Below are 24,666 nucleotides of genomic sequence, written 5' to 3'. Positions count from 1 at the left end.
TGGGGTGTCTGGGGTAACATGAACGAACAATATTCCGCATTGCGTAGTAATGTCAGTATGCTCGGCAAGGTGCTGGGCGATACCATCAAGGATGCATTGGGAGAAAATATTCTTGATCGTGTCGAAACTATCCGTAAGTTGTCCAAATCTTCACGCGCCGGCAACGAAGCTAACCGCCAGGAGCTGCTGACCACGCTGCAGAATTTGTCTAACGACGAACTGCTGCCGGTTGCCCGTGCCTTCAGCCAGTTTCTGAATCTGGCGAACACCGCTGAGCAGTACCACAGCATTTCGCCGAATGGCGAAGCGGCCAGCAATCCGGAAGTCATTGCGCGTACCCTGAGAAAGCTCAAAGACCAACCCAATCTCAACGAAGACACCATCAAAAAAGCGGTGGAATCTCTGTCTCTGGAGCTGGTATTAACCGCCCACCCGACCGAGATCACCCGCCGGACGCTGATCCATAAAATGGTGGAAGTGAACAGCTGCCTCAAGCAACTGGACAATAAAGACATCGCCGACTACGAGCACCATCAGCTGATGCGCCGTCTGCGCCAGCTGATCGCCCAGTCCTGGCATACTGACGAGATCCGTAAATACCGCCCGTCTCCGGTCGACGAAGCCAAATGGGGCTTCGCGGTGGTGGAAAATAGCCTGTGGGAAGGGGTGCCTAACTATCTGCGCGAGCTGAACGAACAGCTGGAAGCCAACCTTGGCTATCAGCTGCCGGTGGACTTCGTCCCGGTGCGTTTCACCTCGTGGATGGGCGGCGACCGCGACGGCAACCCGAACGTGACCGCTGACATCACCCGCCACGTGCTGCTGCTCAGCCGCTGGAAAGCCACCGATCTGTTCCTCAAAGACGTGCAGGTGCTGATCTCCGAGCTGTCGATGGTGGAGTGTACCGACGAACTTCGCGCGCTGGCTGGCGCCGAGGGTGCTCAGGAACCGTACCGTTATCTGATGAAGAAACTGCGCACTCAGCTGATGGAGACCCAGGCCTGGCTGGAAGCGCGCCTGAAAGGTCAGAAGCTGCCGAAACCGGCAGGACTGATCACTCAGAACGAGCAGCTGTGGGAGCCGCTGTACGCCTGCTATAAATCGCTGCAGGCCTGCGGCATGGGCATTATCGCCAACGGCGAACTGCTCGACACCCTGCGCCGCGTGAAGTCTTTCGGCGTACCGCTGGTGCGTATTGATATCCGTCAGGAAAGCACTCGCCATACCGAAGCGCTGGGCGAAATGACCCGTTACCTCGGGATCGGCGATTACGAAAGCTGGTCAGAAGCCGACAAACAGGCTTTCCTGATCCGCGAACTGAACTCCAAACGTCCGCTGCTGCCGCGTCAGTGGGAGCCAAGCGAAGAGACGCGCGAAGTCCTCGATACCTGCAAAGTGATCGCCGAGGCGCCGCGCGGATCGATCGCCGCCTACGTGATCTCGATGGCCAAAACGCCGTCCGACGTGCTGGCGGTTCATCTGCTGCTGAAAGAGGCCGGGATTGGTTTTGCTCTGCCGGTGGCCCCGCTGTTCGAAACGCTGGACGACCTGAACAACGCCAACGATGTCATGACTCAGCTGCTGAATATCGACTGGTACCGCGGCTTTATCCAGGGCAAGCAGATGGTCATGATTGGCTATTCTGACTCCGCCAAAGATGCTGGCGTGATGGCCGCCTCCTGGGCGCAGTACCAGGCGCAGGACGCGCTGATCAAAACCTGTGAGAAAGCCGGTATCGAACTGACGCTGTTCCACGGACGCGGCGGTTCCATCGGCCGCGGCGGCGCGCCAGCCCACGCGGCGCTGCTCTCGCAGCCGCCGGGAAGCCTGAAAGGCGGCCTGCGCGTCACAGAGCAGGGCGAGATGATCCGCTTTAAGTACGGCCTGCCGGAAGTGACCATCAGCAGTCTGTCGCTATATACCAGCGCCATTCTGGAAGCCAACCTGCTGCCGCCGCCGGAACCGAAAGCCGAATGGCGCGACATCATGGCTGAGCTGTCCGACGTCTCCTGCAAGATGTATCGCGGCTACGTACGTGAAAACAAAGATTTCGTGCCTTACTTCCGCTCTGCGACTCCGGAGCAGGAGCTGGGCAAACTGCCACTGGGTTCGCGTCCGGCAAAACGTCGCCCGACCGGCGGCGTCGAGTCGCTGCGCGCCATTCCGTGGATCTTCGCCTGGACCCAGAACCGCCTGATGCTACCGGCCTGGCTGGGCGCTGGCGCCGCGCTGCAGAAGGTGGTCGAAGGTGGAAAACAGAGTGAACTGGAAGCGATGTGTCGCGACTGGCCGTTCTTCTCCACCCGCCTTGGCATGCTGGAGATGGTTTACTCGAAGGCCGACCTGTGGCTGGCGGAGTACTACGATCAGCGCCTGGTGAAGCCGGAGCTGTGGGCGCTGGGTACCGAGCTGCGTAAGCTGCTGGCTGCCGACATCAACGTCGTGTTGGCCATCGCCAATGACTCCCATCTGATGGCCGACCTGCCGTGGATCGCCGAGTCTATCCAGCTGCGTAATATCTATACCGACCCGCTGAACGTCCTGCAGGCGGAACTGCTGCACCGTTCACGCCAGGCCGAAGAAGCAGGCAAGGACCCGGATCCGCGCGTTGAACAAGCGCTGATGGTCACCATCGCCGGCGTTGCCGCCGGTATGCGTAACACCGGCTAATCGAAGCCTCTCTCCCCCGGCCGCCCGGTCGGGGGATTTTCACCTGTTCTAGTGGTGCAGCATCTCATCAACGATCTGCTCTTTATGCAGCGCATATGGATAATAGGTCGGCCAGTTATCCATCTCTTTCAGCAACGCCTCCTGTGATTCATTGCCCATGAAAATATGGAAATGCTGCGATTTACGCGGGCCAATAATATGGTCGCTGAACTGCACAAATTTCGGCGCGTTGGCATCGCCCTGCTGGCACTCAAACAGGTAACGTACGCCCTTCTTGCCGGAGGCGTAATGCAGAATTTTGTAGCCTGAATAGCGGTATTTGCAGCTGTTGACGGTCTCGCCAACGTGGAACTCAATCACATCATTTTCAATGCCAATCTGCTCCACATCGGTGGCGTAGCCCTTCTTATAATAAGCGCGATACTCCTCGACGCTCTTGCCGCCGGGCTTTTTCGCCTTCTGCTCCAGCACCGGATCGAGGTCGCCATTGAGCAGATACGGGTTTACCGACTGCCAGACGCCCTCCCAGTCGCTCAGCGCGCGGTCCTGCACATTTTTATCGGCAAAAATGCCTTCGCTGGCCTGACGCTCGATGTCGGTTAACGCCGGGCCATGGTTATGATTGCCGTGGGCAAACGCCTGGGCGCTGGCTAACGCCATGCCGAATCCAAAGGCCAGCAGGGGGATCTTTCTGGTCATTACTCTCTCCTGAGTTTGCTATCAATGGCGACAAATTGTTACGATATAACATATCTTATCTGGGAAGCAAGCGTGACTGGCAAGCGCTTTTACCGCTGGAAAAATGTCCGGTATGATGAAAGAGGTGATGCGCTGAACGGAAGAATGATGGACAACGATATCAATCAACTTATTGATTCATTCCTAAAAAAGCAGAATGGTATCGGCCGGGTCTATTTTGCCGGCGAGATGCGCTCGCCTGCTGAGCCGGTAGTGCAGGTTGATTTTCCCCGTCTGAACATCATCATCGATGGGCAGTTGCCTGACCGGGCACTCGGCGAAAACGCCAGCCCTCTTGAGGCGAACGACGTGCTCTATATCCCTGGCGATAGCTGGAACTGCCCGCAGTGGCAGGCGCCCTGCCTGCTGTTAAGTATCTTGTTCGATAAGCAGCGACTGGAGTGCTCGCTGCAGCACTGGAATGGCAAGGCGATAACCGTTGTCGAAAAGCGGCAGGCGCTGCGCCGCGGGCCGCGCGTCGGTTCATTTCTGCTGCAGGCGCTCAATGAGCTCCGGATGCAGCCGCAGGAGCAGCGAACCGCCCGCAGCATTGTCGTCAGCCTGCTCAGCCACTGCCATGACCTTCTCGGCAGCCAGGCGCAAACCTCCTCGCGCAGCCAGGCGCTGTTTGAGGCGATCCGCCAGTACATGGACGCCCATTATGCAGAGCCGCTGAGCCGGGAATCGGTAGCCCAGGCGTTCTATCTCTCCCCCAACTATCTTTCTCATCTGTTCCAGAAATGCGGGCCAATGGGCTTCAATGAATATCTAAACCATATTCGTCTTGAACAGGCCCGTATGCTGCTGAAGGGCCACGATATGAAAGTGAAAGATATCGCCCACGCCTGCGGCTTCGCCGACAGCAATTATTTCTGCCGCCTGTTCCGCAAAACTACGGAGCGCTCGCCGTCTGAATATCGCCGTCAGTACCATAGCCAGTTGACGGAGATATCGTCTCCGGCCCAAAACTAGATTTTTGTGTGTTAAACCTGACTTTTGTGCGCGCCTTTATTGCTGTACAACCCACCATCGCCGATAAATGTGATCTAAATCATCCTTAATCGTGATGCGTACATTTATCCAGTTTTTGGCAAATTTGTCATCTGGCGGTCCTTCGAACGAAAGCCGTATGCTTACCTCAACGACAATATCGAATTAAGCATTGAGGAAAACACGATGGAACTCTATCTGGATACCGCCAACGTCGCCGAAGTGGAACGCCTGGCCCGCATTTACCCGCTGGCCGGGGTAACCACCAACCCGAGCATTATCGCCGCCGGTAAAACCCCGGTATGGGACGTGCTCCCACGCCTGCAGAAAGCCATCGGTCCGGAGGGCACCCTCTTCGCGCAGACCATGAGCCGCGATGCGCAGGGCATGGTGGAAGAAGCTAAACGCCTGAGCAACGCCGTGCCGGGCATCGTGGTCAAAATCCCGGTGACCGCCGAAGGCCTCGCCGCTATCAAAATGCTGAAGAAGGAAGGCATCCCGACCCTTGGCACCGCCGTCTACAGCGCTTCGCAAGGCCTGCTGGCCGCACTGGCTGGCGCAAAGTACGTCGCGCCTTACGTTAACCGCGTTGACGCCCAGGGCGGGGACGGCATCCGCATGGTGCAGGAGCTGCAATCACTGCTGGAAATGCATGCGCCCGAGAGCAAAGTGCTGGCGGCGAGCTTCAAAACGCCCCGTCAGGCGCTGGATTGCCTGCTGGCCGGTTGCGAAGCCATCACCCTTCCATTAGATGTAGCGCAACAAATGCTCGGCACCCCTGCGGTAGAGTCAGCCATAGAGAAGTTTGAACAGGACTGGAATAACGCCTTTGGCACGCTGAACCTGTAACCGGACCTGCGAGTCGCCTGCGGGCGGCAGCACGGTCATCGAGGAGGAATCGAAATGGATCGCATTATTCAATCACCAGGCAAATACATTCAGGGCGCAGGCGCCATCAAGCGCCTCGGCGACTATCTGAAGCCGCTGGCCGAACGCTGGCTGGTAGTCGGCGATAAGTTCGTACTGGGGTTTGCGGAAGAGATGCTGCGTAAAAGCCTGGCCGACGCTGGCCTGGCGGCCGAAATCGCGCCGTTTGGCGGTGAGTGTTCGCATAATGAAATCAATCGCCTGCGCGATATCGCCGGCAGCGCGAAGTGCACCGCCGTGCTGGGGATCGGCGGTGGTAAAACGCTGGATACCGCAAAAGCATTGGCTCACTTTATGAATGTGCCGGTGGCGATCGCCCCCACCATCGCCTCCACCGATGCGCCGTGTAGCGCGCTGTCGGTGATTTACACCGACGAAGGGGAGTTCGACAGCTACCTGATGCTGCCGCACAACCCCAACATGGTCATTGTCGATACGCAGATTGTTGCCGGCGCACCGGCCCGCCTGCTGGCTGCCGGGATTGGCGATGCGCTGGCCACCTGGTTCGAAGCCCGCGCCTGCTCCCGCAGCGGCGCCACCACCATGGCGGGCGGGAAATGCACTCAGGCGGCGCTGGCGCTGGCCGAGCTGTGTTACAACACCTTACTCGAAGAGGGTGAAAAAGCGATGCTGGCCGCCGAACAGCACGTGGTCACCCCGGCGCTGGAGCGAGTGGTGGAAGCCAACACCTACCTGAGCGGCGTGGGTTTCGAAAGCGGCGGCCTGGCGGCGGCGCACGCGATTCACAACGGCATGACGGCCATCCCTGACGCCCACCACTATTATCACGGGGAAAAAGTGGCGTTCGGTACCCTGACGCAGCTGGTGCTGGAAAATGCGCCGGTGGACGAAATAGAGACCGTCGCCGCGCTGTGCCACAGCGTTGGGTTGCCGATCACCCTGGCGCAGCTCGATATCAAAGGCGACATCCCAACCAAAATGCGCCTGGTGGCGGAAGCCGCCTGCGCTGAAGGCGAAACCATTCACAATATGCCGGGCGGCGTCGACTCAGACCAGGTCTACGCCGCGCTGTTGGTGGCCGACCAATACGGTCAGCGCTTCCTGCAGGAATGGGAATAACCCAGAGCAAAACACCCGGCATCAGCCGGGTGTTTTTTTATGTCTATCTGTCGAACGCGCCGCCTACTGACCGCGGAAACGGCAAGCACTCAGGCCGGACGCACGCCCAGCGTATGGCAGATGGCGTAGCTCATCTCGGCGCGGTTCAGGGTATAGAAGTGGAAGTCTTTTACCCCTTCCCGGCTTAAAATCTTCACCATGTCCATGGCGATATTCGCCCCCACCAACTGACGGGTTTCGGCGTCGTTATCCAGCCCTTCGAACATTTTCGACATCCACACCGGGATACGGACGTTGGTCATATCCGCAAACTTTTTCGCCTGTTTAAAGTTGGAGACCGGCAGGATACCCGGAATGATTTCCACGTCGATGCCCGCCGAAACGCAGCGATCGCGAAAACGCAGGTAGCTTTCCACATCGAAGAAGAACTGGGTGATCGCGCGGTTGGCGCCCGCCTCGACTTTACGCTTCAGGTTCAGCAAATCCGCCTGTGCGCTTTTCGCTTCCGGATGCACTTCAGGATACGCGGCGACAGAGATATCAAAATCGCCCACCTCTTTCAGCAGCGTCACCAGATCGGCGGCATACATATCCGGTTTACCGCTGCCCGGCGGCAGGTCGCCGCGCAGGGCGACGATATGGCGAATACCGTTGTTCCAGTAATCCTGAGCGATAGTACGCAGCTCATCACGAGTGGCATCGATACAGGTCAGGTGCGGCGCGGCTTCCAGACCAGTTCGCTCTTTAATGCCTTTGATGATGCTGTGGGTGCGATCGCGCTCGCCAGAGTTCGCGCCATAGGTTACCGAAACAAACTTCGGTTTCAGACTGCTCAGGCGATCGATGGATTTCCACAGGGTTTGCTCCATTTCACTGGTGCGCGGCGGAAAGAATTCAAAAGACACATTAATCTGGCCCTGGACTTCCGCCAGGCTCTGATTCAGGGCTTCCCGCTGATTGGCGTGAAAAAAGCTCATACCTTACCTCATCAATCGCATGTAATGGCTGTTATATTGCGAACTTCTATACGTTTAGACGTCCAGATGTAAAAATGACGGAAAAGCGCGCGGGCGTCAATAGAAAAATCTGCGTAAAGAGTGAGGAATAGGCCTCTAAAATGAAAAAAATTCATCTTCCGGCGCTTTGCCAGCCGAAAGAGCTCGCTCTGCAGTCAATATGGGGTAGCACGATGTTCAGCCTGAGACTAGCGAGTCGTCAGGTGATCATCCAGCAGTGAGAGCCATTGCTGCACGGATTCTGCCTGGTGAGGCGCATAGACCACGCCAAGGCTTAACGGCATGCTGTCGCCTTCAGCGACAGGACAGAACACCACCCCCTGACGCTGGATCGCGGAAAAGGACGCCGGCAGGAGGATCATGCCTTCGCCACGCGCAATACGCGCCAGCAGCACATCATGTTCGGCAGGCTCTTCCACGTAAGCGGGGGTATAACCAGCCCGGTCGAAAATACGTCGCGTGTAGTCAAAGAAATCGGGATTGCGCTCGCGTTTAAACCAGAACAGCGGCCGATGATTGAGCGCGCGTAGCGTTAATGCTGGTCTGGCGGCTTCCGGCCAGGAGACAGGCAATGCCGCGATGAGCGGCTCCTGATACGGCAAAGGATGCAGGTGCAGCCCTTCAGTATTCAGCGGCAGCGCGACCAGCGCCGCATCGAGTTTGCCTTTGCGTACCTGCTGAGCCAGTGCCGGTGAGGCGTGGCGGGTAATATGCAACGTGCGGGTATGATCGCTCAGCGCAGATTCAACGGCGGCGAAAATGCCCTGTTCAAAGGCGGTGGTCAATCCCAGACGCAAGGGCTGCGGCGAGTGAGCGGAGAGCTGGCTCAATGCCGCCAGCGTGCGTTCCTGGAGCACCAGCAGAGGTCGAATCATCTCCAGCACCTCTCTTCCCGCGTCGGTCAGGATCAAGCCTTTGCTGTGGCGCTGAAACAGCGTCACCCCCAGCTGCGCTTCCAGATGGCGGATATGGCGGGTCAGCGGCGGCTGCGAGATAAATAACCGCTGCGCCGCCCGGCTGATGTTATTTTCCTCCGCCACCACGGCAAAGGCGCGCAGCAGGCGAATATCCAGGGAATGTAATCGCGAAGTTGTCATACTGAAAAGGTATCACGAAAAGGGTATTACTCAAGTCCGGCACACTTCCCTACCCTTCCTCTCAACGCTTCATCACAGAGAGGAAAAAATGATGTCCAGCGAACGTTATATCACCGGTCAGGAAATGCTGCAGCGGGTGGATGGCAGCGGTGGGGAAGCCGTCGTCGACAGCCTGCAGGATATCGCCCCCGATTTCGCCCGCTATCTGATTGAGTTCCCCTTCGGCGATATTTACGCCCGGCCGGGGCTCGATTTACGCAGCCGGGAAATCGCTACTATTGCCGCGCTCACCGCGCTGGGTAACGCCGCGCCACAGCTGAAAGTACACATTGCCGCAGGATTAAATGTCGGCCTGACACAAGAGGAGATTACGGAAGTGATCATGCAGATGGCGGTCTACGCCGGATTCCCGGCGGCGCTCAACGGCCTGTTTGCCGCTAAAGCGGTTTTTGCGGCGCACTAACAAAAAAGACCAGGCAGCGCCTGGTCTTTTTCTCGGAACTACAGCAGCTGTGCCAGACGGTTAATATCCGACTGGATCGCTCCGGCGGTCACATCGCGCCCGGCGCCGGGCCCGCGGATCACCAGCGGGTTATCGCGATACCAGCGGCTTTCGATGGCGAACACGTTATCGCACGGCAGCAGCGCCGCCAGCGGGTGCTCTTCACGTACCGCTTCCACGCCGACGCGTGCTTTGCCGTTAGCATCAAAGCGCGCCACGTAGCGGAGCACCAGCCCCATTTCGCGGGCCGCCTCCAGGCGCTGCAGCATTTGCTCGTTCAGCTCTTCGCCATTTTCAAAGAAGTGATCGACCGACCCCTCTTCGCAGTGGGCAGGGACCAGTGATTCCACACGGACCTGATCCGGTTCGATGTCATAGCCCGCTTCCCGCGCGAGGATCACCAGCTTACGCATCACATCCTTACCGGACAGATCGACGCGCGGATCCGGCTCGGTCAGCCCCTGCTGCCAGGCCTGATCCACCAGGTCGGTGAACGGCACGGTGCCATCAAACTGCAGGAACAGCCAGGAGAGCGTTCCCGAGAAGATACCGCTCAGGCCGAGGATGGTATCGCCGCTGTCGATCAGATCGCGCACCGTATGGTTCACCGGCAAACCCGCGCCAACGGTAGCGTTATACAGCCAGTGACGACCCGTCTTCTCAAACGCGTCGTGGATCTGGCGATATTTATCACTGCTGCTGGCGCCCGCCAGCTTGTTGGCGCTGATCACATGGAAACCATGGCTGGCGAAATCAAGGTACTGGTCGGCCAGCTGTTCGCTGGCGGTGACGTCCAGCACCACTAAATCATCGTACGGATGCGCGCGCATCCACAGGAACAGCGACTCTTCATCCTGCTCCACCGCTTCATCGTTGAAGAAGGCCAGCGCCCGGCTGGCATCCAGCCCGTCGTAGTTCAGCAGGCTGCGTTTACTGTCGACTACGCCGGCGAGAACAAACTCGAAGCCAGTACGCGCCGACAGCGTGGTTTGTTCGCGGGCAAACAGCTCCAGCCAGCGGGAACCAATGTTCCCTTTGCCGAACAGCATCAGGCCAATACGCTTCTCTGCACGAAACAAGGTCTGATGCAGCCCCTGGATCAGGCTTTCCGTTGGTCCGGCGCGCAACACGGCTACCAGACTGATCCCCTCTTCGGACTGCCAGGTGAACTCCACCGGTTGCCCTTTCAGTTGCTGCCAGAAACGATGGCAGTGCAGTGGGTTACGGGTGACACCCGCGCCCACCATCGCCACCAGCGCCAGCTTCTGACGCAGACGCAGCTCGCCCGGCAGACCCGCTTCATCGAGCAGCTTCAGCGCGCTGTCGGCGACCTCGGAGGTATAGCAGAACTGCAGCAGCTTACGGTCGGCATGGACGCCAACGGCTAACGGGCGCAGCTGGGCGCGTTTGAGCAGGGCGTCCAGCTCTTTATGCGCCAGTTTGAAATCATGGCTGGCCGGCACCTGGAACTCCACCAGACAGACGTCATCATGGCTGGTGACAATCCGCGCGCCGGTACCGGAGGCCAGCACACGCTCAATGCGCGTAGAACCCTGTTCCGGCGTATAGCTACAGCGTAACTGCAGATCGATATCGCTGGCGGACACCGGCTGCAGCGTGCGGGCGTGGAGCACTGGAGCGGCCAGACGCGCCAGCTCGCTGGCTTCATCCAGACGCAGCAGCGGCAGCAGACAGGCATCTTTGACCTTACGCGGATCCGCGCTGTACACCCCGGCGACATCACTCCAGATGGTGACGCGAGAGGCGCCCGCCAGCGCGCCGATCTGCGTGGCGGAGTAGTCAGACCCGTTACGGCCCAGCAGGACGGTTTCTCCGGCCTGGTTGCGGGAGATAAAGCCGGTCACCACCAGACGCTTATTAGGATGTTGCGCCATCAGCTGTTGCAGCAGTGGATAAGATAATCCTTCATCCACCTGCGGCTGCGCGGCGCGTTCCGCACGCAGGAAAGCGCGAGCATCCAGCCAGGCCGCTTCCATACCCAGTTGGTTAAGGACCGCCGCCATCAGGCGTGCGGACCAGACTTCACCATGGCCGACTACTTCCGCATAAACCGCTTCGGTAACCCCGCCATCAAGCAGCCCAGCCAGACGCTCAAGGTCATGGATGAAGGCGGCGATCAACGTATCCGCCGCCGCCGGCTCCACCAGACCGCCAATCAGCTCGGTCTGATAACGGCGAAGCGACTGCTGAACCTGATGCGCAGCAAGGCGATCGCTCTGGCTAAGTTTAAGCCAGCTGATCAGCTGGTTGGTGGTGCTGCCAGCGGCGGAGACAACCATCATGTCGCCCGCCTGCGAATATTCCTTCATGATCCCTGCGACGCGCAGGTAACATTTCGCATCCGCTAAACTACTCCCACCAAATTTGTGCAGCTGACGACCCTTCGCCCCTGCCTGCGCAATCACACTCATTTTTATTCCTCGTTTGCTGCCCGGAAGCCATTTTCCAGGTCGGCAATTAAATCTTCACCATCTTCAATACCGGTTGAAATACGCAGAAGCGTTTCTGAAATTCCGGCGGCGGCACGCGCTTCAGGCGCCATGCCGGCATGCGTCATCGTTGCCGCATGGGAAATCAGGCTTTCAACGCCCCCCAGCGATTCCGCCAGTGTAAATAGCGACAGCCCGCTCAGGAAACGGCGCAGCGTCTGCTCGTCACCGTCCAGCTCGAAGCTTAACATTGCGCCAAAACCTTTTTGCTGACGCGCCGCAATTTCATGCCCCTGGTTTTCCGGCAGCGACGGATGATACAGCTTTTTCACCAGCGGCTGGGTTTTCAGATACTCAACAATCGCCAGGGCATTACGCTGCGCCACCTCCATACGCGGAGACAGCGTCCGCAGACCGCGCAGCAGCAAATAGCTGTCGAAGGCGCCGCCGGTGACGCCAATATTATTCGCCCACCATGCCAGTTCGGTGACAGTCGCCGGATCGTTGGCAATCACCACCCCGGCAACCACATCGGAGTGGCCATTCAGGTATTTAGTACAGGAATGCAACACCAGGTCGGCGCCCAGCGCCAGCGGGTTTTGCAGCGCCGGGCTCAGGAAGGTGTTGTCCACCACGCTCACCGCGCCTGCCTCACGCGCCAGACCACAGATTTTCGCAATATCCACCACCCGCAGCAATGGATTACTTGGGCTTTCAACCAGCACCAGCTTCGGTTTTTCCGCCAGCGCCGCCCGCAGCGCCTGCTCATCATTTTGATCAACGAACTGGACGCGATAACAGCCGCGCTTCGCCAGGCTGTCGAACAGACGGTAGCTGCCGCCGTAGCAGTCGTGCGGCGCCACCAGCAGATCGCCCGGCTTAAGGAACACCGTCGTCACCAGCAGGATCGCCGACATACCGGTATTGGTCAGCACCGCGCCGGCGCCACCTTCCAGCTCCGCTAAGGCGCGCTGCACCACATCACGCGTCGGGTTGCCGCGGCGGGAGTAGTCATGGGCGCGAGGTTCATTAAAGCCGGTGAAGTTATAGGTACTGGAAAGGTGGATCGGCGGGACAACGCAACCGTACTGCTCGTCGTCATTTAAACCGCTACGCACTGCGATGGTGGCCTGTTTACGCGTCATGTTGGGAAGTTCCTGGGCTGAATCGGTGAAAAGTCAGGCTCCAGAGTAAACATTGTCACAATAGACGTCAATACATCTGGACATCTAAACTTCTTTGCGTATAGATTGAGCAAAGTGCAAATAGCCGTTAAAATTATATGCATTAGCGCACGTCGGTAGCGGCTTATCTCATGTTAGAAAGCGCGCTCATACGGTAAACTACGCGCAATTATAGCCCGGGCGGAATATTCTGGCCCTTCACTAATAAACAGAGGATTAAGGTATCTCATGGCTGAATGGAGCGGCGAATATATCAGCCCATACGCTGAGCACGGTAAGAAGAGTGAGCAAGTAAAGAAAATTACGGTTTCCATTCCTCTGAAGGTGTTAAAAATCCTCACCGATGAACGCACGCGTCGTCAGGTGAACAACCTGCGTCACGCGACCAACAGCGAGCTGCTGTGCGAAGCGTTCCTGCATGCCTTTACCGGACAACCGTTGCCTAACGATGAAGACCTGCGTAAAGAGCGCAGCGATGAGATCCCGGAAGCGGCGAAAGAGATTATGCGTGAACTGGGGATCGACCCGGATACGTGGGAATACTGAGTTGATAAAAAGGGCGGAAGCAATTTTCCGCCCTTTTTTGTGTCCCGCCCAGGCTGGCGAGAGGCACAAAAAAGCCGCCCTGAGGCGGCTTCTTCTGGCAACTTACTTGCTGCCCGGGATGCTGAAGCGCTTGTTGAAGCGGTCAACACGGCCACCGGTAGCAACATCACGCTGTTTGCCGGTGAAGAACGGGTGGCATTTACCGCACACGTCGAGGTTCAGGTCGTGACCAACGGTGGAACGGATTTTCATGACATTACCGCAAGAACAGGTAGCAGTAATTTCTTCGTATTTTGGGTGAATACCTTTTTTCATGGGAGAACCTCAGTTAAGGCCGCGTCGCTCTTCCAGCCCTAACGCCAGACACCACGCGATATTAATAATTTCCCGTCGTCTTCCACGCTGCTGACAGCGCGAAGCGTACGGTAATGGTCAATCTCCAATGCGGTATAAAGTGCATTGAAGGCGGCGAATCATACAGAATTTGACCAGCATATGCAAACTGATCCGCGCCGCCTTATCGTAATGTGTATACTATCCCGCCAGATTTCAAGTCAGGAAGATGACATGCCCGTCGCCCACGTTGCCCTACCCGTTCCGCTACCGCGCACCTTTGACTATCTGCTGCCTGATGGCATGACGGTCAAAGCGGGCTGTCGGGTGCGGGTGCCGTTCGGCAAACAGGAGCGGATCGGCATTGTCGCGGCGGTGAGCGAGCGCAGCGAGCTGCCGCTGGATGAACTCAAACCGGTCGCCGAAGCGCTGGACGACGAGCCGGTCTTCTCCAGCACCGTCTGGCGACTGCTGATGTGGGCGGCTGAGTATTACCATCATCCGATTGGCGATGTGCTGTTCCATGCGCTGCCCATTCTGCTGCGCCAGGGCAAACCCGCCAGCGCGACGCCGCTGTGGTACTGGTTCGCCACCGAGCAGGGGCAGGCTGTCGACCTCAACGGTCTGAAACGCTCCCCAAAGCAGCAGCAGGCGCTGGCGGCGCTGCGCCAGGGAAAGATCTGGCGTCATCAGGTTAGCGAACTGGAATTTAATGAAGCGGCGCTGCAGGCGCTGCGTGGCAAAGGGCTGGCGGAGCTGGCCTGTGAAGCGCCCGTCCTCACCGACTGGCGCAGCACGTATTCGGTTGCCGGCGAGCGCCTGCGTCTGAATACCGAACAGGCCACCGCCGTCGGGGCGATCCACAGCGCTGCCGATCGCTTCTCCGCCTGGCTACTGGCAGGCATCACAGGCTCAGGGAAAACGGAAGTCTACTTGAGCGTGCTGGAGAATGTACTGGCGCAGGGGCGCCAGGCGCTGGTGATGGTGCCGGAGATCGGCCTGACGCCGCAAACTATCGCCCGTTTTCGCCAGCGCTTTAATGCGCCGGTGGAAGTGCTGCACTCCGGACTCAATGACAGCGAACGTCTCTCGGCCTGGCTGAAGGCGAAAAACGGCGAAGCGGCCATTGTGATAGGCACTCGCTCCTCGCTGTTTACGCCGTTTAAAGATCTCGGCGTCATCGTCATCGACGAAGAGCATGACAGCTCCTACAAACAGCAGGAAGGCTGGCGCTACCACGCCCGCGACCTGGCGGTATGGCGCGCTCACAGCGAACAGATCCCGATTATTCTCGGCTCGGCGACGCCGGCGCTGGAGACCCTGCACAACGTCCGCCAGGGCAAATATCGGCAGTTAACCTTAAGCAAACGCGCGGGCAACGCGCGTCCAGCCCAGCAGCACGTGCTCGACCTGAAAGGACAGGTGCTGCAGGCGGGTCTGTCACCCGCGCTGATCAACCGCATGCGCCAGCATCTGCAGGCGGATAACCAGGTGATCCTGTTTCTTAACCGCCGCGGCTTTGCGCCGGCGCTGCTGTGCCACGACTGCGGCTGGATCGCGGAGTGCCCGCGCTGCGACAGCTACTATACGTTGCACCAGGCGCAGCACCATCTGCGCTGCCACCATTGCGACAGTCAGCGCCCTGTCCCGCGCCAGTGCCCTTCCTGCGGTTCCACACATCTGGTGCCGGTGGGTATCGGCACCGAGCAACTGGAGCAGTCCCTGACGCCGCTGTTCCCTGGCGTGCCTATCTCGCGTATCGACCGCGATACCACCAGCCGTAAAGGGGCGCTTGAGGAACATCTCGCCGCAGTCCACCGCGGCGGCGCGCGCATTTTGATCGGCACCCAAATGCTGGCCAAAGGCCACCACTTTCCGGACGTGACCCTCGTCTCCCTGCTGGACGTCGACGGGGCGCTATTTTCCGCTGATTTCCGCTCCGCAGAGCGTTTCGCTCAGCTCTATACCCAGGTCTCCGGACGAGCGGGCCGGGCAGGAAAACAGGGCGAAGTGATCCTGCAAACCCACCATCCGGAGCATCCTCTGCTGCAGACCCTGCTGTATAAAGGCTACGACGCCTTTGCCGAGCAGGCGCTGGCCGAACGCCAGACGATGCAGCTACCGCCGTGGACCAGTCACGTGTTGATACGTGCTGAAGACCATAACAACCAGCAGGCGCCGCTGTTTTTACAGCAGTTACGTAATCTCTTGCAGGCCAGCCCGCTGGCCGACGATAAACTGTGGGTGCTCGGTCCGGTTCCGGCGCTGGCGCCGAAGCGCGGCGGCCGCTGGCGCTGGCAAATATTACTGCAGCACCCTTCGCGGGTGCGCCTGCAGCACATCGTTAGCGGTTCGCTGGCGTTAATCAATACGCTACCGGAGGCGAGAAAAGTGAAATGGGTGCTGGATGTCGATCCTATTGAAGGGTAAGGCTTCTCTTGCGAGCCGGATCGAAAAATTCAACAAGCATCACGTTTTTCATGAAAATTCTGTAACTCACTGCCGCGACTATCTGATAAAAATGATGCAGCAGTTAGCGCGCAAGGGAAATGTCAGCGCCATTCAGCGAGGAGAAACCAGGTGAAGCCCAAAAAACAAGTGGTTGCCGCCACCATGAAAGACGTCGCCCTCAAGGCAAACGTTTCCACGGCAACCGTGTCCCGAGCGTTGATGAACCCTGATAAGGTGTCGCAAGCCACCCGTAACCGGGTCGAGCAGGCGGCGCTGGAAGTCGGCTATTTACCGCAGTCGCTCGGGCGAAATATGAAGCGCAACGAATCGCGGACGATCCTCGTGATCGTGCCGGATATCTGCGATCCCTTTTTTAGTGAAGTCATCCGCGGAATTGAAGTCACGGCCGCCGAGCACGGCTATCTGGTGTTAATCGGCGATTGCGCCCACCAGAACCAGAAAGAAAAAACCTTTATCGACCTTATTATCACCAAGCAGATCGACGGTATGGTGCTGCTCAGCTCGCGCCTGCCATTCGACGCCAGCGTGGAAGAGCAGCGCAATTTGCCGCCGATGGTCATGTCGAACGAATTCGCGCCGGAGCTGGAGTTACCCACCGTCCACATCGATAACCTGACGGCGGCCTTTAACGCGGTGAACTATCTCCACGAACTGGGACACCAGCGTATTGGCTGTATCGCTGGCCCGGAAGATATGCCGCTGTGCCATTATCGCCTGCAGGGTTATGTGCAGGCGCTGCGCCGCAGCGGTATCACCGTCGATCCGCACTATATCGCTCGCGGCAATTTTACCTTCGAAGCCGGCGCCAATGCGCTGGAGCAGCTGCTGTCACAGCCGGTGCCGCCCACCGCGGTCTTCTGCCATAGTGATGTGATGGCGCTGGGCGCCTTGTCGCTGGCGAAACGCCGCGGCCTGAAGGTGCCGGACGACCTGTCGATTGTCGGCTTCGATAACATCGCGTTGTCTGAATTTTGCGATCCGCCGTTGACTACCGTTTCACAGCCGCGTTTTGATATCGGCCGTGAAGGAATGCTGCTATTACTTGAGCAAATGCAGGGTCATAATGTGAACAGCGGCTCGCGTCTGCTCGATTGCGAACTGATCGTTCGCGGCAGTACGCAAAAAATCAGACGATAACCATCAGGCTTTCGGGCCTGCTCTTCTGGTCAAAGGCCCGCCGCTTAAGTAACATGGCGGGCTGACGAACAAATATAAGACAGCGAAACGATAGTGGCACAACGAGATTATGTACGCCGCAGCCAACCGGCTTCTTCGCGGCGCAAAAAGAGCACTACCCGAAGCTCAAGGAATAAGCAAAGCAGCCTTCCGGCGATTTCACCGGCTATGGTGGCGATCGCGGCGGCGGTGCTGGTGGCCTTTATCGGTGGACTTTATTTCATTACGCACCATAAGAAAGAAGAAGCGGAAGCGATGCAAAATCGCCAGGCCGCCGGTAACGGCTTGCCGCCAAAACCGGAAGAGCGCTGGCGCTATATCAAAGAGCTGGAAAGCCGCCAGCCTGGCGTCCGCGCGCCGACCGAACCGACCGCCGGTGGCGAGGTGATGAAACCGGAACAGCTGACCGACGAGCAGCGCCAGCTGCTCGCCCAGATGCAGGCCGATATGCGCCAGCAGCCGACCCAGCTGACCGAAGTGCCGTGGAACGAACAAACCCCGGCACAGCGCCAGCAGACGTTGCAGCGTCAGCGTTTAGCACAGCAGCAACAGCAGGCGCAACAGCAGCAGTGGGCGCAAACTCAGCCGCAGGCCGTGCAGCAGCAGCCGCGCGTCCAGCAGCCGAAGCCGGTGCAACAGCAACAGCCGAAGCAGACCGCGTCGAACCAGCAGCCGTACCAGGATCTGCTGCAGACGCCGGCGCATACCAATACCACGCAGCCACGTACGCAGGCCGCCGCGCCGGTAACCCGCGTGGAGGAAGCGCCGAAAGCCGCCGAGAAGAAAGACGATCGTAGCTGGATGATCCAGTGTGGCTCCTTTAAAGGCGCCGAGCAGGCCGAAACCGTCCGCGCTCAGCTGGCTTTTGAAGGGTTTGCTTCACATATCACCACCAACAACGGCTGGAACCGCGTAGTCATTGGCCCGCTGAAAGGCAAAGAAAGCGCCAACGAGATGATCACCCGTCTGAAGATGGCCGGACACGCGAACTGCATTCGTCTCGCCGCCAGGGGTTGAAACCCTCAAAATCCCCCCCATCTATAATTGCATTCGGCCCCGCGGACAGCGCGGGGCCCCTGTTCCGCTTTTGCAACCAAGGGGTCTGCTCGTGACTACAATTGTAAGTGTTCGCCGTAACGGCCATGTTGTTATTGCCGGTGATGGCCAGGCCACGCTGGGCAACACCGTGATGAAGGGCAACGTGAAGAAAGTGCGTCGTCTGTATAACGACAAAGTGATTGCCGGTTTTGCTGGCGGCACCGCTGACGCCTTCACGCTGTTCGAACTGTTTGAACGTAAACTGGAAATGCACCAGGGCCATCTGGTGAAGGCCGCCGTTGAGCTGGCCAAAGACTGGCGAACCGATCGGATGTTGCGCAAGCTGGAAGCGCTGCTGGCCGTCGCGGACGAAAACGCGTCGCTTATCATCACCGGTAACGGCGACGTGGTACAGCCAGAAAACGATTTGATTGCTATCGGCTCCGGCGGTCCTTACGCCCAGGCCGCGGCCCGCGCGCTGTTAGAAAACACCGATATGGGCGCGCGCGACATCGCCGAGAAAGCGTTGGATATTGCAGGTGATATCTGCATCTATACCAACCATTTCCACACCATCGAAGAATTACCTTCTAAAGCGTAAGGATCTCCCATGTCTGAAATGACCCCACGCGAAATTGTCAGCGAACTGGACAAACACATTATCGGCCAGGACGCCGCCAAGCGTTCTGTTGCTATCGCCCTGCGTAACCGCTGGCGCCGTATGCAGCTTAACGAAGAGCTGCGTCATGAAGTCACGCCGAAAAACATTCTGATGATCGGCCCAACCGGCGTCGGTAAAACCGAGATTGCCCGTCGTCTGGCGAAACTGGCCAATGCGCCGTTTATTAAAGTTGAAGCGACCAAGTTCACTGAAGTGGGCTATGTTGGTAAAGAAGTGGACTCGATCATCCGCGATCTGACCGATGCGGCGATCAAAATGGTTCGCATGCAGTCCATCGATAAAAACCGTTACCGCGCGGAAGAGCTGGCGGAAGAGCGCGTGCTTGACGTGCTGATCCCACCGGCGAAAAACAACTGGGGCCAGGCTGAACAGCCGCAGGAACCCTCTGCTGCGCGCCAGGCGTTCCGCAAGAAACTGCGTGAAGGCCAGCTGGACGATAAAGAGATTGAAATCGATCTCGCTGCGGCGCCGATGGGCGTTGAAATCATGTCCCCTCCGGGCATGGAAGAGATGACCAGCCAGCTGCAGTCCATGTTCCAGAACCTCGGCGGCCAGAAGCAAAAACCGCGTAAGCTGAAAATCAAAGACGCGATGAAGCTGCTGATTGAAGAAGAAGCGGCCAAGCTGGTCAACCCGGAAGAGCTGAAGCAGGAAGCCATCGACGCTGTAGAGCAGCACGGTATCGTCTTTATCGACGAAATCGACAAAATCTGTAAGCGCGGCGGCAACTCCTCCGGCCCGGACGTGTCTCGCGAAGGCGTACAGCGCGACCTGCTGCCGCTGGTTGAAGGCTGCACCGTCTCCACCAAGCACGGGATGGTTAAGACCGACCACATTCTGTTTATCGCCTCCGGCGCGTTCCAGGTGGCCAGTCCGTCCGATCTGATCCCTGAGCTGCAGGGGCGTCTGCCGATCCGCGTTGAGCTGAAAGCGCTGACCACCCATGACTTCGAGCGCATCCTGACCGAGCCGAATGCCTCCATCACCGTGCAGTACAAAGCGCTGATGGCGACCGAAGGGGTGAATATCGAATTCACCGAAGACGGTATCAAGCGTATCGCCCAGGCCGCGTGGCAGGTAAACGAAACCACCGAGAACATCGGTGCGCGTCGCCTGCATACCGTGCTGGAGCGTCTGGTGGAAGATATTTCCTATGATGCCAGCGAGATGAACGGCCAGACCGTCATTATCGATGCCGAATATGTGAGTAAACACCTGGATGTTCTGGTGGCAGATGAAGATCTGAGCCGTTTTATCCTATAATCCGGTGCAATGCATTTTCATCACTGTTGATGGGGGCTATAGCCCCCATTTTTATTGGCTAAAATAACTATGACTGATATCAGCCGTTCTCGGGCGTGGCTGGAAAGCCTGCGTCCTAAAACGTTACCGCTGGCGTTTGCCGCGATTATTGTTGGCACCACCCTTGCCTGGCAGCAGGGCCATTTTGATCCCTGGGTTGCTCTGCTGGCGCTGATCACCGCTGGCTTGCTGCAAATTCTTTCTAACCTGGCGAATGACTATGGCGACGCAGTCAAAGGGAGCGATAAACCCGATCGCATCGGGCCGCTGCGCGGCATGCAGAAAGGGGTGATTACCCCCCAGCAGATGAAGCGCGCTCTCATCGTCACCGTCGCGCTGATCTGTCTGTTTGGTCTGGCGCTGCTGTGCGCCGCCTGGCAGAGCGTCGGCGACTTCATCGGCTTCCTCGCCCTGGGAGGCCTGTCTATCGTGGCCGCCATCACCTACACGGTGGGCACCCGCCCCTATGGATATATTGGTCTGGGTGATATCTCAGTACTCGTTTTCTTCGGCTGGCTGAGCGTCCTCGGCAGCTGGTATCTGCAAGCCCATAATGTGGAAGCGGCCATTTTTCTGCCGGCGACAGCCTGCGGTCTGCTGGCGACCGCCGTGCTGAACATCAATAATCTGCGCGATATCGACAGCGACCGGCAGAACGGGAAGAACACCCTCGCCGTGCGCCTGGGCCCGGTCAATGCCCGCCGCTATCATGCCTGCCTGCTGCTCGGCGCCCTGCTGTGTCTGGCGCTATTTAACCTGCTGGCGCTGCATTCAGCCTGGGGCTGGCTGTTTATTCTCGCCACGCCGCTGCTGGTCAAGCAGGCGCGCTACGTCCTGCGCGAACCTGACCCGGTGGCGATGCGGCCGATGCTCGAAAAGACGGTTAAAGGGGCCTTACTGACCAACCTGCTGTTTGTCATCGGAATTATTGCCAGTAAGCTGATGGCTTAACTGACAAATATCAATTAACAATTGATGATTTTGCCAACAATGGGATTCGCGGGATATACTAAAAACTCTCGCAGCAACTGAACGTTAAGCCTATGAAATACGATACTTCCGAGCTTTGTGACATCTACCAGGAAGATGTCAACGTCGTGGAACCGCTGTTCTCTAACTTTGGAGGACGGTCGTCGTTTGGTGGACAAATCATTACGGTAAAATGTTTCGAGGATAACGGGTTGCTCTATGATCTGCTCGAGCAGAACGGCCGTGGTCATATTCTCCTGATCGACGGCGGCGGCTCAGTACGACGCGCGTTAATTGACGCCGACCTGGCGCGTCTGGCCGTACAGAATGAATGGGAAGGGTTAGTGGTCTATGGCGCGGTGCGCCAGGTTGACGACCTTGAGGAGCTGGACATCGGCATCCAGGCGCTGGCGGCTATTCCGGTCGGCGCGGCTGGCGAAGGTATCGGCGAAAGCGACGTGCGCGTCAATTTCGGCGGGGTGACCTTCTTCTCCGGCGACCATCTGTATGCCGATAACACCGGGATGATCCTGTCGGAAGACCCGCTGGATATCGAATAAACCCTCCGCCATAAAAAAGGCCTTCTCCATGAGAAGGCCTTTTGTTTATCCGACGCGCAACTTAGTACAGTTTCTTCGCGCAATCCAGCCAGTCGTTCTTGAACGGACGCTTCATGTTCTCGATGGCATCGATGATGTCGTGGTGCACCAGCTTCTCGTTCTGGATGCCGACGCAACGGCCGCCATGGCCTTGCAGCAGCAGCTCAATTGCATAGGCGCCCATGCGGGAAGCCAGGATGCGGTCGTAAGGAACCGGGGAACCGCCGCGTTGAATGTGGCCGAGGACGGTGGCGCGAGTTTCACGCCCGGTTTCTTTCTCGATGTAGCTTGCCAGCTCGTCAACGTCGCACATGTGCTCGGTGATCGCCACGATAGCGTGTTTCTTACCTTTCGCGATACCGGCTTTGATTTCGGCCACCAGATCGTCACGGGTGTATTCCACTTCCGGCACCATGATGAACTCACAGCCGCCGGCAATCGCCGCCGCCAGGGTCAGGTCGCCGCAGTAACGGCCCATCACTTCCACCACGGAGATGCGCTGGTGTGAAGAAGAGGTGTCGCGCAGACGGTCAATCGCTTCCACCACGGTGCTCAGGGCGGTGAAAAAGCCGATGGTGTAGTCAGTGCCTTTGATATCGTTGTCGATGGTGCCCGGCAGACCGATGCACGGGAAGCCCATCTCGGTCAGGCGCATTGCCCCCATATAGGATCCGTCACCACCGATAACCACCAGCGCATCCAGGCCGCGCTTCTTCATGTTTTCGATAGCCACAGCGCGAATGTGTTCTTCGCGGAATTCCGGGAAGCGAGCGGAGCCCAGGAAGGTGCCGCCGCGGTTGATCATGTCGGAAACGCTGTAACGGTCGAGCTGAACCATACGGTCTTCATACAATCCGAGGTAACCGTCATAGATTCCAAAAACTTCCAGACCTTCCGTTAATGCCGCGCGCACCACGCCACGAATTGCTGCGTTCATGCCCGGCGCATCACCGCCACTTGTCAACACACCGATTTTCTTAATCATGACTACCTCTGAACTTAGGAAGCAAAAAATAATTCTGTTGCCTGAAGCGCTCCCTCACCAGGAGTGCACGACGCTAATGACAATAGTATATCAAACGCCTCAAGCTGAATTGATTCAGGTCAGACCAAACGGCGGTAATTTATACAAAAAATGCCGATCTGCCCCACATTTTTACATCGAGTTTACAGACTATAACCTAACGCTCAAAAAAGCCCTGCTGCGCCGCTGGCACCACAGAACTGGGATCCTGATGGATAATGACATCGGAACCCGGGAAACGGCGCAGAATCGCCTGCTCCACCTGGTCTGCAATCACGTGGGCTTGCACCAGCGGGAGGTTATCTTCCATTTCCAAATGAATCTGAATAAAGCGGGTCGGCCCTGACTGCCGCGTTCGTAGATCGTGCGCCCCGCGGATGCCGGGCCATGCGGTCACGATGGTGATAATGTCCTGACGCTCCTCGTCAGGCAAGGCGCGGTCGAGTAGTGACTGAACCGCCTCATAGCCCATCCGCAGCGCGCTATATAAAATATAGATGCCAATTCCTAAGGCAAACAACGCATCGGCGCGATGCCAGCCGTACCAGGAAAGGCCCAGCGCCACCAGAATAGCGCCGTTCATCATAACATCAGACTGATAATGAAGCATATCCGCCCGCACCGCCTGGCTCTGGGTTTTTCGCACCACCCAGCGCTGGAAGGTCACCAGCGCCAGCGTGCTGAACAGGGCGATCAACGTGACGACGACCCCGACGCCAGCGGCCTGCAGCGGCTCCGGACGCACCAGGTGCTGGATGCCGGTGAGAAACAGAAACAACGCCGAGCCGGAGATAAACATGCTTTGCGCCAGCGCCGCCAGCGATTCCGCTTTGCCGTGGCCAAAGGTATGCTCTTCATCAGCAGGTTGCAGCGAATAGCGAACCACCAGCAGGTTGGTCAGCGAGGCGGCAATATCCACCAGCGAATCCACCAGCGCAGCCAGAATACTGACTGAACCGGTATACCACCACGCAAAAATTTTGATCAAAAGTAACGCGGAGGCCATGGCCGTCGCGGCGATAGCGGCGCGGCTGACCAACCGGCCATAAGATTGATTCATATAGGCTCCTTCTCCTGCAATGCGCTTAGTATAACCTGAACTTGTGACGCTCACGGGATACGCGAAGAAGTTGATTTGCCGAAAAAAGGGCAAAAAAAACCCCCACATCATGTGGGGGAAGACAGGGATGGTGTCTATGGCAAGGAAAACAGGGTTTGTTACTGGGGTTGCAGGGTGTTGCTACTACTCGAAAGCATCATTGCTGAGCCTTTCTGCATCCTTGCAACCTCACGCAACTGATCCATACGTTGCTGGTGCTTAGCATTTAAAACCGCTTGCTGCTCTGGCGTAAGCAGGTGGTACATCTGGTTGCGGACCTTAGCCATTTCAACCTGGCGAGCAACCTGTTCCTGCGCCATCTTTTCTGCCTGAGCGCGCACAGCGTTTTCATCAAAATTTTCTGCGGTGACAAGGCGATGCATTGTCTCCATTTCGCTAACATTAACGGGGAGCCTGTCGTGGCGTGCCCGTTGCATAAGATCCCGTAACTGCTGACGTTGCTGCTCGGTTAAACTTATGCCGTCAAACATATGGCTCTGGCTACCGCGCTGTCCCCCTTCGTCTCCGGGGAGCCAGTTAACGCTGGTAACGACTTCAGCGGCCTGGCTATATGCACTTAGCGCCAGCGTTGAGGCCATGACGGCAGCGATAACATTGCGCATCACATACTCCCAAAACGTTTGTGTCGCGATTCAACGAGAGACAGTCTACGATTCAGGCTGCAAACATGCGTCAGGGGGTGTAAAACAACGTAAAGTCATGGATTAGCGGGCCTTGATGACGTAATTTCTGCCTCGGAGGTATTTAAAAG

The 24,666-nt window shown here is 57.8% G+C and carries 22 protein-coding genes; 13 read left to right on the top strand and 9 right to left on the bottom strand.

Annotated elements, in window-relative coordinates; translation table 11 throughout:
* Positions 1-18 precede the first annotated feature (18 nt).
* Positions 19-2,670, top strand: a complete 2,652-nt coding sequence (ppc, locus tag NKJ21_RS24685; protein ID WP_008807858.1) for a phosphoenolpyruvate carboxylase — start codon at positions 19-21, stop codon at positions 2,668-2,670.
* Positions 2,671-2,718: 48 nt separating this feature from the next.
* On the opposite strand, the gene zinT is transcribed toward ppc, so the two are convergent.
* On the bottom strand, positions 2,719-3,369 hold the full coding sequence (zinT, locus tag NKJ21_RS24680) for a metal-binding protein ZinT (RefSeq protein WP_008807859.1): 651 nt from the start codon (positions 3,367-3,369) through the stop codon (positions 2,719-2,721).
* A gap of 24 nt (positions 3,370-3,393) precedes the next feature.
* Here zinT and NKJ21_RS24675 point away from each other — a divergent pair, with 24 nt between their 5' ends.
* The 3 genes from NKJ21_RS24675 to NKJ21_RS24665 all read left to right on the top strand — a co-directional run bounded on the left by NKJ21_RS24675 (position 3,394) and on the right by NKJ21_RS24665 (position 6,405).
* On the top strand, positions 3,394-4,380 hold the full coding sequence (locus tag NKJ21_RS24675; protein ID WP_162708844.1) for an AraC family transcriptional regulator: 987 nt from the start codon (positions 3,394-3,396) through the stop codon (positions 4,378-4,380).
* A gap of 204 nt (positions 4,381-4,584) precedes the next feature.
* Positions 4,585-5,247 carry a fructose-6-phosphate aldolase gene (gene fsa / locus NKJ21_RS24670; RefSeq protein ID WP_008807861.1) on the top strand — a complete coding sequence of 221 codons (663 nt, stop codon included), beginning with the start codon at positions 4,585-4,587 and terminating at the stop codon, positions 5,245-5,247.
* Positions 5,248-5,301: 54 nt separating this feature from the next.
* Positions 5,302-6,405 carry a glycerol dehydrogenase gene (locus tag NKJ21_RS24665; protein WP_016162055.1) on the top strand — a complete coding sequence of 368 codons (1,104 nt, stop codon included), beginning with the start codon at positions 5,302-5,304 and terminating at the stop codon, positions 6,403-6,405.
* A gap of 89 nt (positions 6,406-6,494) precedes the next feature.
* Here the strand turns inward: NKJ21_RS24665 and metF are convergent, their stop codons facing one another.
* Together metF and NKJ21_RS24655 are read right to left on the bottom strand one after the other, a co-directional pair.
* Positions 6,495-7,382, bottom strand: coding sequence for a methylenetetrahydrofolate reductase (metF, locus tag NKJ21_RS24660; protein WP_008807863.1), 888 nt, complete (start codon positions 7,380-7,382; stop codon positions 6,495-6,497).
* 227 nt (positions 7,383-7,609) lie between these two features.
* Positions 7,610-8,518 (bottom strand): LysR family transcriptional regulator, encoded by a 909-nt coding sequence (locus tag NKJ21_RS24655; protein WP_055323140.1) that lies wholly within the window; start codon positions 8,516-8,518, stop codon positions 7,610-7,612.
* 91 nt (positions 8,519-8,609) lie between these two features.
* On the opposite strand from NKJ21_RS24655, the gene NKJ21_RS24650 reads away from it, so the two are divergent.
* On the top strand, positions 8,610-8,981 hold the full coding sequence (locus NKJ21_RS24650; protein WP_016162053.1) for a carboxymuconolactone decarboxylase family protein: 372 nt from the start codon (positions 8,610-8,612) through the stop codon (positions 8,979-8,981).
* A gap of 38 nt (positions 8,982-9,019) precedes the next feature.
* Here NKJ21_RS24650 and NKJ21_RS24645 read toward each other — a convergent pair whose 3' ends face one another.
* Complete coding sequence (locus tag NKJ21_RS24645; RefSeq protein ID WP_008807866.1) at positions 9,020-11,452, bottom strand: bifunctional aspartate kinase/homoserine dehydrogenase II; 2,433 nt, start codon at positions 11,450-11,452, stop codon at positions 9,020-9,022.
* Positions 11,453-11,454: 2 nt separating this feature from the next.
* Positions 11,455-12,615 (bottom strand): cystathionine gamma-synthase, encoded by a 1,161-nt coding sequence (metB, locus tag NKJ21_RS24640; protein ID WP_008807867.1) that lies wholly within the window; start codon positions 12,613-12,615, stop codon positions 11,455-11,457.
* A 267-nt stretch (positions 12,616-12,882) separates the two neighbouring features.
* Here metB and metJ point away from each other — a divergent pair, with 267 nt between their 5' ends.
* The gene (gene metJ, locus NKJ21_RS24635; protein WP_004107547.1) at positions 12,883-13,200 is read left to right on the top strand and encodes a met regulon transcriptional regulator MetJ; all 318 of its coding nucleotides are present in this window, start codon (positions 12,883-12,885) and stop codon (positions 13,198-13,200) included.
* A 102-nt stretch (positions 13,201-13,302) separates the two neighbouring features.
* On the opposite strand, the gene rpmE is transcribed toward metJ, so the two are convergent.
* On the bottom strand, positions 13,303-13,515 hold the full coding sequence (gene rpmE, locus NKJ21_RS24630; protein WP_008807868.1) for a 50S ribosomal protein L31: 213 nt from the start codon (positions 13,513-13,515) through the stop codon (positions 13,303-13,305).
* A gap of 252 nt (positions 13,516-13,767) precedes the next feature.
* On the opposite strand from rpmE, the gene priA reads away from it, so the two are divergent.
* The 7 genes from priA (at position 13,768) to rraA (ending at position 21,732) form a co-directional block, all read left to right on the top strand.
* A complete protein-coding gene (priA, locus tag NKJ21_RS24625) occupies positions 13,768-15,963 on the top strand; it encodes a primosomal protein N' (protein ID WP_254733265.1) in 2,196 nt (731 codons plus the stop codon).
* 150 nt (positions 15,964-16,113) lie between these two features.
* Positions 16,114-17,142: a DNA-binding transcriptional regulator CytR gene (cytR, locus tag NKJ21_RS24620; RefSeq protein ID WP_004203676.1), complete on the top strand. Its 1,029-nt coding sequence runs from the start codon at positions 16,114-16,116 to the stop codon at positions 17,140-17,142.
* Positions 17,143-17,235: 93 nt separating this feature from the next.
* Entirely contained in the window at positions 17,236-18,198 is a 963-nt protein-coding gene (gene ftsN / locus NKJ21_RS24615) for a cell division protein FtsN (protein ID WP_071599441.1), read from the top strand.
* A 91-nt stretch (positions 18,199-18,289) separates the two neighbouring features.
* A complete protein-coding gene (gene hslV / locus NKJ21_RS24610; RefSeq protein WP_002882918.1) occupies positions 18,290-18,820 on the top strand; it encodes an ATP-dependent protease subunit HslV in 531 nt (176 codons plus the stop codon).
* A gap of 9 nt (positions 18,821-18,829) precedes the next feature.
* Positions 18,830-20,164: an HslU--HslV peptidase ATPase subunit gene (gene hslU / locus NKJ21_RS24605; protein ID WP_008807871.1), complete on the top strand. Its 1,335-nt coding sequence runs from the start codon at positions 18,830-18,832 to the stop codon at positions 20,162-20,164.
* A gap of 69 nt (positions 20,165-20,233) precedes the next feature.
* The gene (menA, locus tag NKJ21_RS24600) at positions 20,234-21,154 is read left to right on the top strand and encodes a 1,4-dihydroxy-2-naphthoate polyprenyltransferase (RefSeq protein WP_055323139.1); all 921 of its coding nucleotides are present in this window, start codon (positions 20,234-20,236) and stop codon (positions 21,152-21,154) included.
* A gap of 92 nt (positions 21,155-21,246) precedes the next feature.
* Positions 21,247-21,732: a ribonuclease E activity regulator RraA gene (gene rraA / locus NKJ21_RS24595; RefSeq protein WP_002882913.1), complete on the top strand. Its 486-nt coding sequence runs from the start codon at positions 21,247-21,249 to the stop codon at positions 21,730-21,732.
* A 61-nt stretch (positions 21,733-21,793) separates the two neighbouring features.
* Here rraA and pfkA read toward each other — a convergent pair whose 3' ends face one another.
* The 3 genes from pfkA to cpxP all read right to left on the bottom strand — a co-directional run bounded on the left by pfkA (position 21,794) and on the right by cpxP (position 24,517).
* On the bottom strand, positions 21,794-22,756 hold the full coding sequence (pfkA, locus tag NKJ21_RS24590) for a 6-phosphofructokinase (protein WP_002882911.1): 963 nt from the start codon (positions 22,754-22,756) through the stop codon (positions 21,794-21,796).
* A 196-nt stretch (positions 22,757-22,952) separates the two neighbouring features.
* Positions 22,953-23,855, bottom strand: coding sequence for a CDF family cation-efflux transporter FieF (fieF, locus tag NKJ21_RS24585; RefSeq protein WP_008807873.1), 903 nt, complete (start codon positions 23,853-23,855; stop codon positions 22,953-22,955).
* 158 nt (positions 23,856-24,013) lie between these two features.
* A complete protein-coding gene (gene cpxP / locus NKJ21_RS24580) occupies positions 24,014-24,517 on the bottom strand; it encodes a cell-envelope stress modulator CpxP (RefSeq protein WP_004178004.1) in 504 nt (167 codons plus the stop codon).
* Between the last annotated feature and the right edge of the window lie 149 nt (positions 24,518-24,666).

Origin of the sequence: Klebsiella sp. SWET4, assembly GCF_024296565.1 — a bacterium.
Lineage (GTDB): Bacteria > Pseudomonadota > Gammaproteobacteria > Enterobacterales > Enterobacteriaceae > Klebsiella > Klebsiella variicola.
The sequence above is the reverse complement of the archived record's forward strand: the minus strand, read 5'-3'. Positions and strand labels throughout refer to the sequence as shown.

Coding starts and splice junctions, on each gene's coding strand:
- ppc (WP_008807858.1), top strand. CDS start 19: ATGAACGAACAATATTCCGCATTGCGTAGTAATGTCAGTATGCTCGGC.
- zinT (WP_008807859.1), bottom strand. CDS start 3,369: ATGACCAGAAAGATCCCCCTGCTGGCCTTTGGATTCGGCATGGCGTTA.
- NKJ21_RS24675 (WP_162708844.1), top strand. CDS start 3,394: ATGGCGACAAATTGTTACGATATAACATATCTTATCTGGGAAGCAAGC.
- fsa (WP_008807861.1), top strand. CDS start 4,585: ATGGAACTCTATCTGGATACCGCCAACGTCGCCGAAGTGGAACGCCTG.
- NKJ21_RS24665 (WP_016162055.1), top strand. CDS start 5,302: ATGGATCGCATTATTCAATCACCAGGCAAATACATTCAGGGCGCAGGC.
- metF (WP_008807863.1), bottom strand. CDS start 7,382: ATGAGCTTTTTTCACGCCAATCAGCGGGAAGCCCTGAATCAGAGCCTG.
- NKJ21_RS24655 (WP_055323140.1), bottom strand. CDS start 8,518: ATGACAACTTCGCGATTACATTCCCTGGATATTCGCCTGCTGCGCGCC.
- NKJ21_RS24650 (WP_016162053.1), top strand. CDS start 8,610: ATGTCCAGCGAACGTTATATCACCGGTCAGGAAATGCTGCAGCGGGTG.
- NKJ21_RS24645 (WP_008807866.1), bottom strand. CDS start 11,452: ATGAGTGTGATTGCGCAGGCAGGGGCGAAGGGTCGTCAGCTGCACAAA.
- metB (WP_008807867.1), bottom strand. CDS start 12,615: ATGACGCGTAAACAGGCCACCATCGCAGTGCGTAGCGGTTTAAATGAC.
- metJ (WP_004107547.1), top strand. CDS start 12,883: ATGGCTGAATGGAGCGGCGAATATATCAGCCCATACGCTGAGCACGGT.
- rpmE (WP_008807868.1), bottom strand. CDS start 13,515: ATGAAAAAAGGTATTCACCCAAAATACGAAGAAATTACTGCTACCTGT.
- priA (WP_254733265.1), top strand. CDS start 13,768: ATGCCCGTCGCCCACGTTGCCCTACCCGTTCCGCTACCGCGCACCTTT.
- hslU (WP_008807871.1), top strand. CDS start 18,830: ATGTCTGAAATGACCCCACGCGAAATTGTCAGCGAACTGGACAAACAC.
- menA (WP_055323139.1), top strand. CDS start 20,234: ATGACTGATATCAGCCGTTCTCGGGCGTGGCTGGAAAGCCTGCGTCCT.
- rraA (WP_002882913.1), top strand. CDS start 21,247: ATGAAATACGATACTTCCGAGCTTTGTGACATCTACCAGGAAGATGTC.
- pfkA (WP_002882911.1), bottom strand. CDS start 22,756: ATGATTAAGAAAATCGGTGTGTTGACAAGTGGCGGTGATGCGCCGGGC.
- fieF (WP_008807873.1), bottom strand. CDS start 23,855: ATGAATCAATCTTATGGCCGGTTGGTCAGCCGCGCCGCTATCGCCGCG.
- cpxP (WP_004178004.1), bottom strand. CDS start 24,517: ATGCGCAATGTTATCGCTGCCGTCATGGCCTCAACGCTGGCGCTAAGT.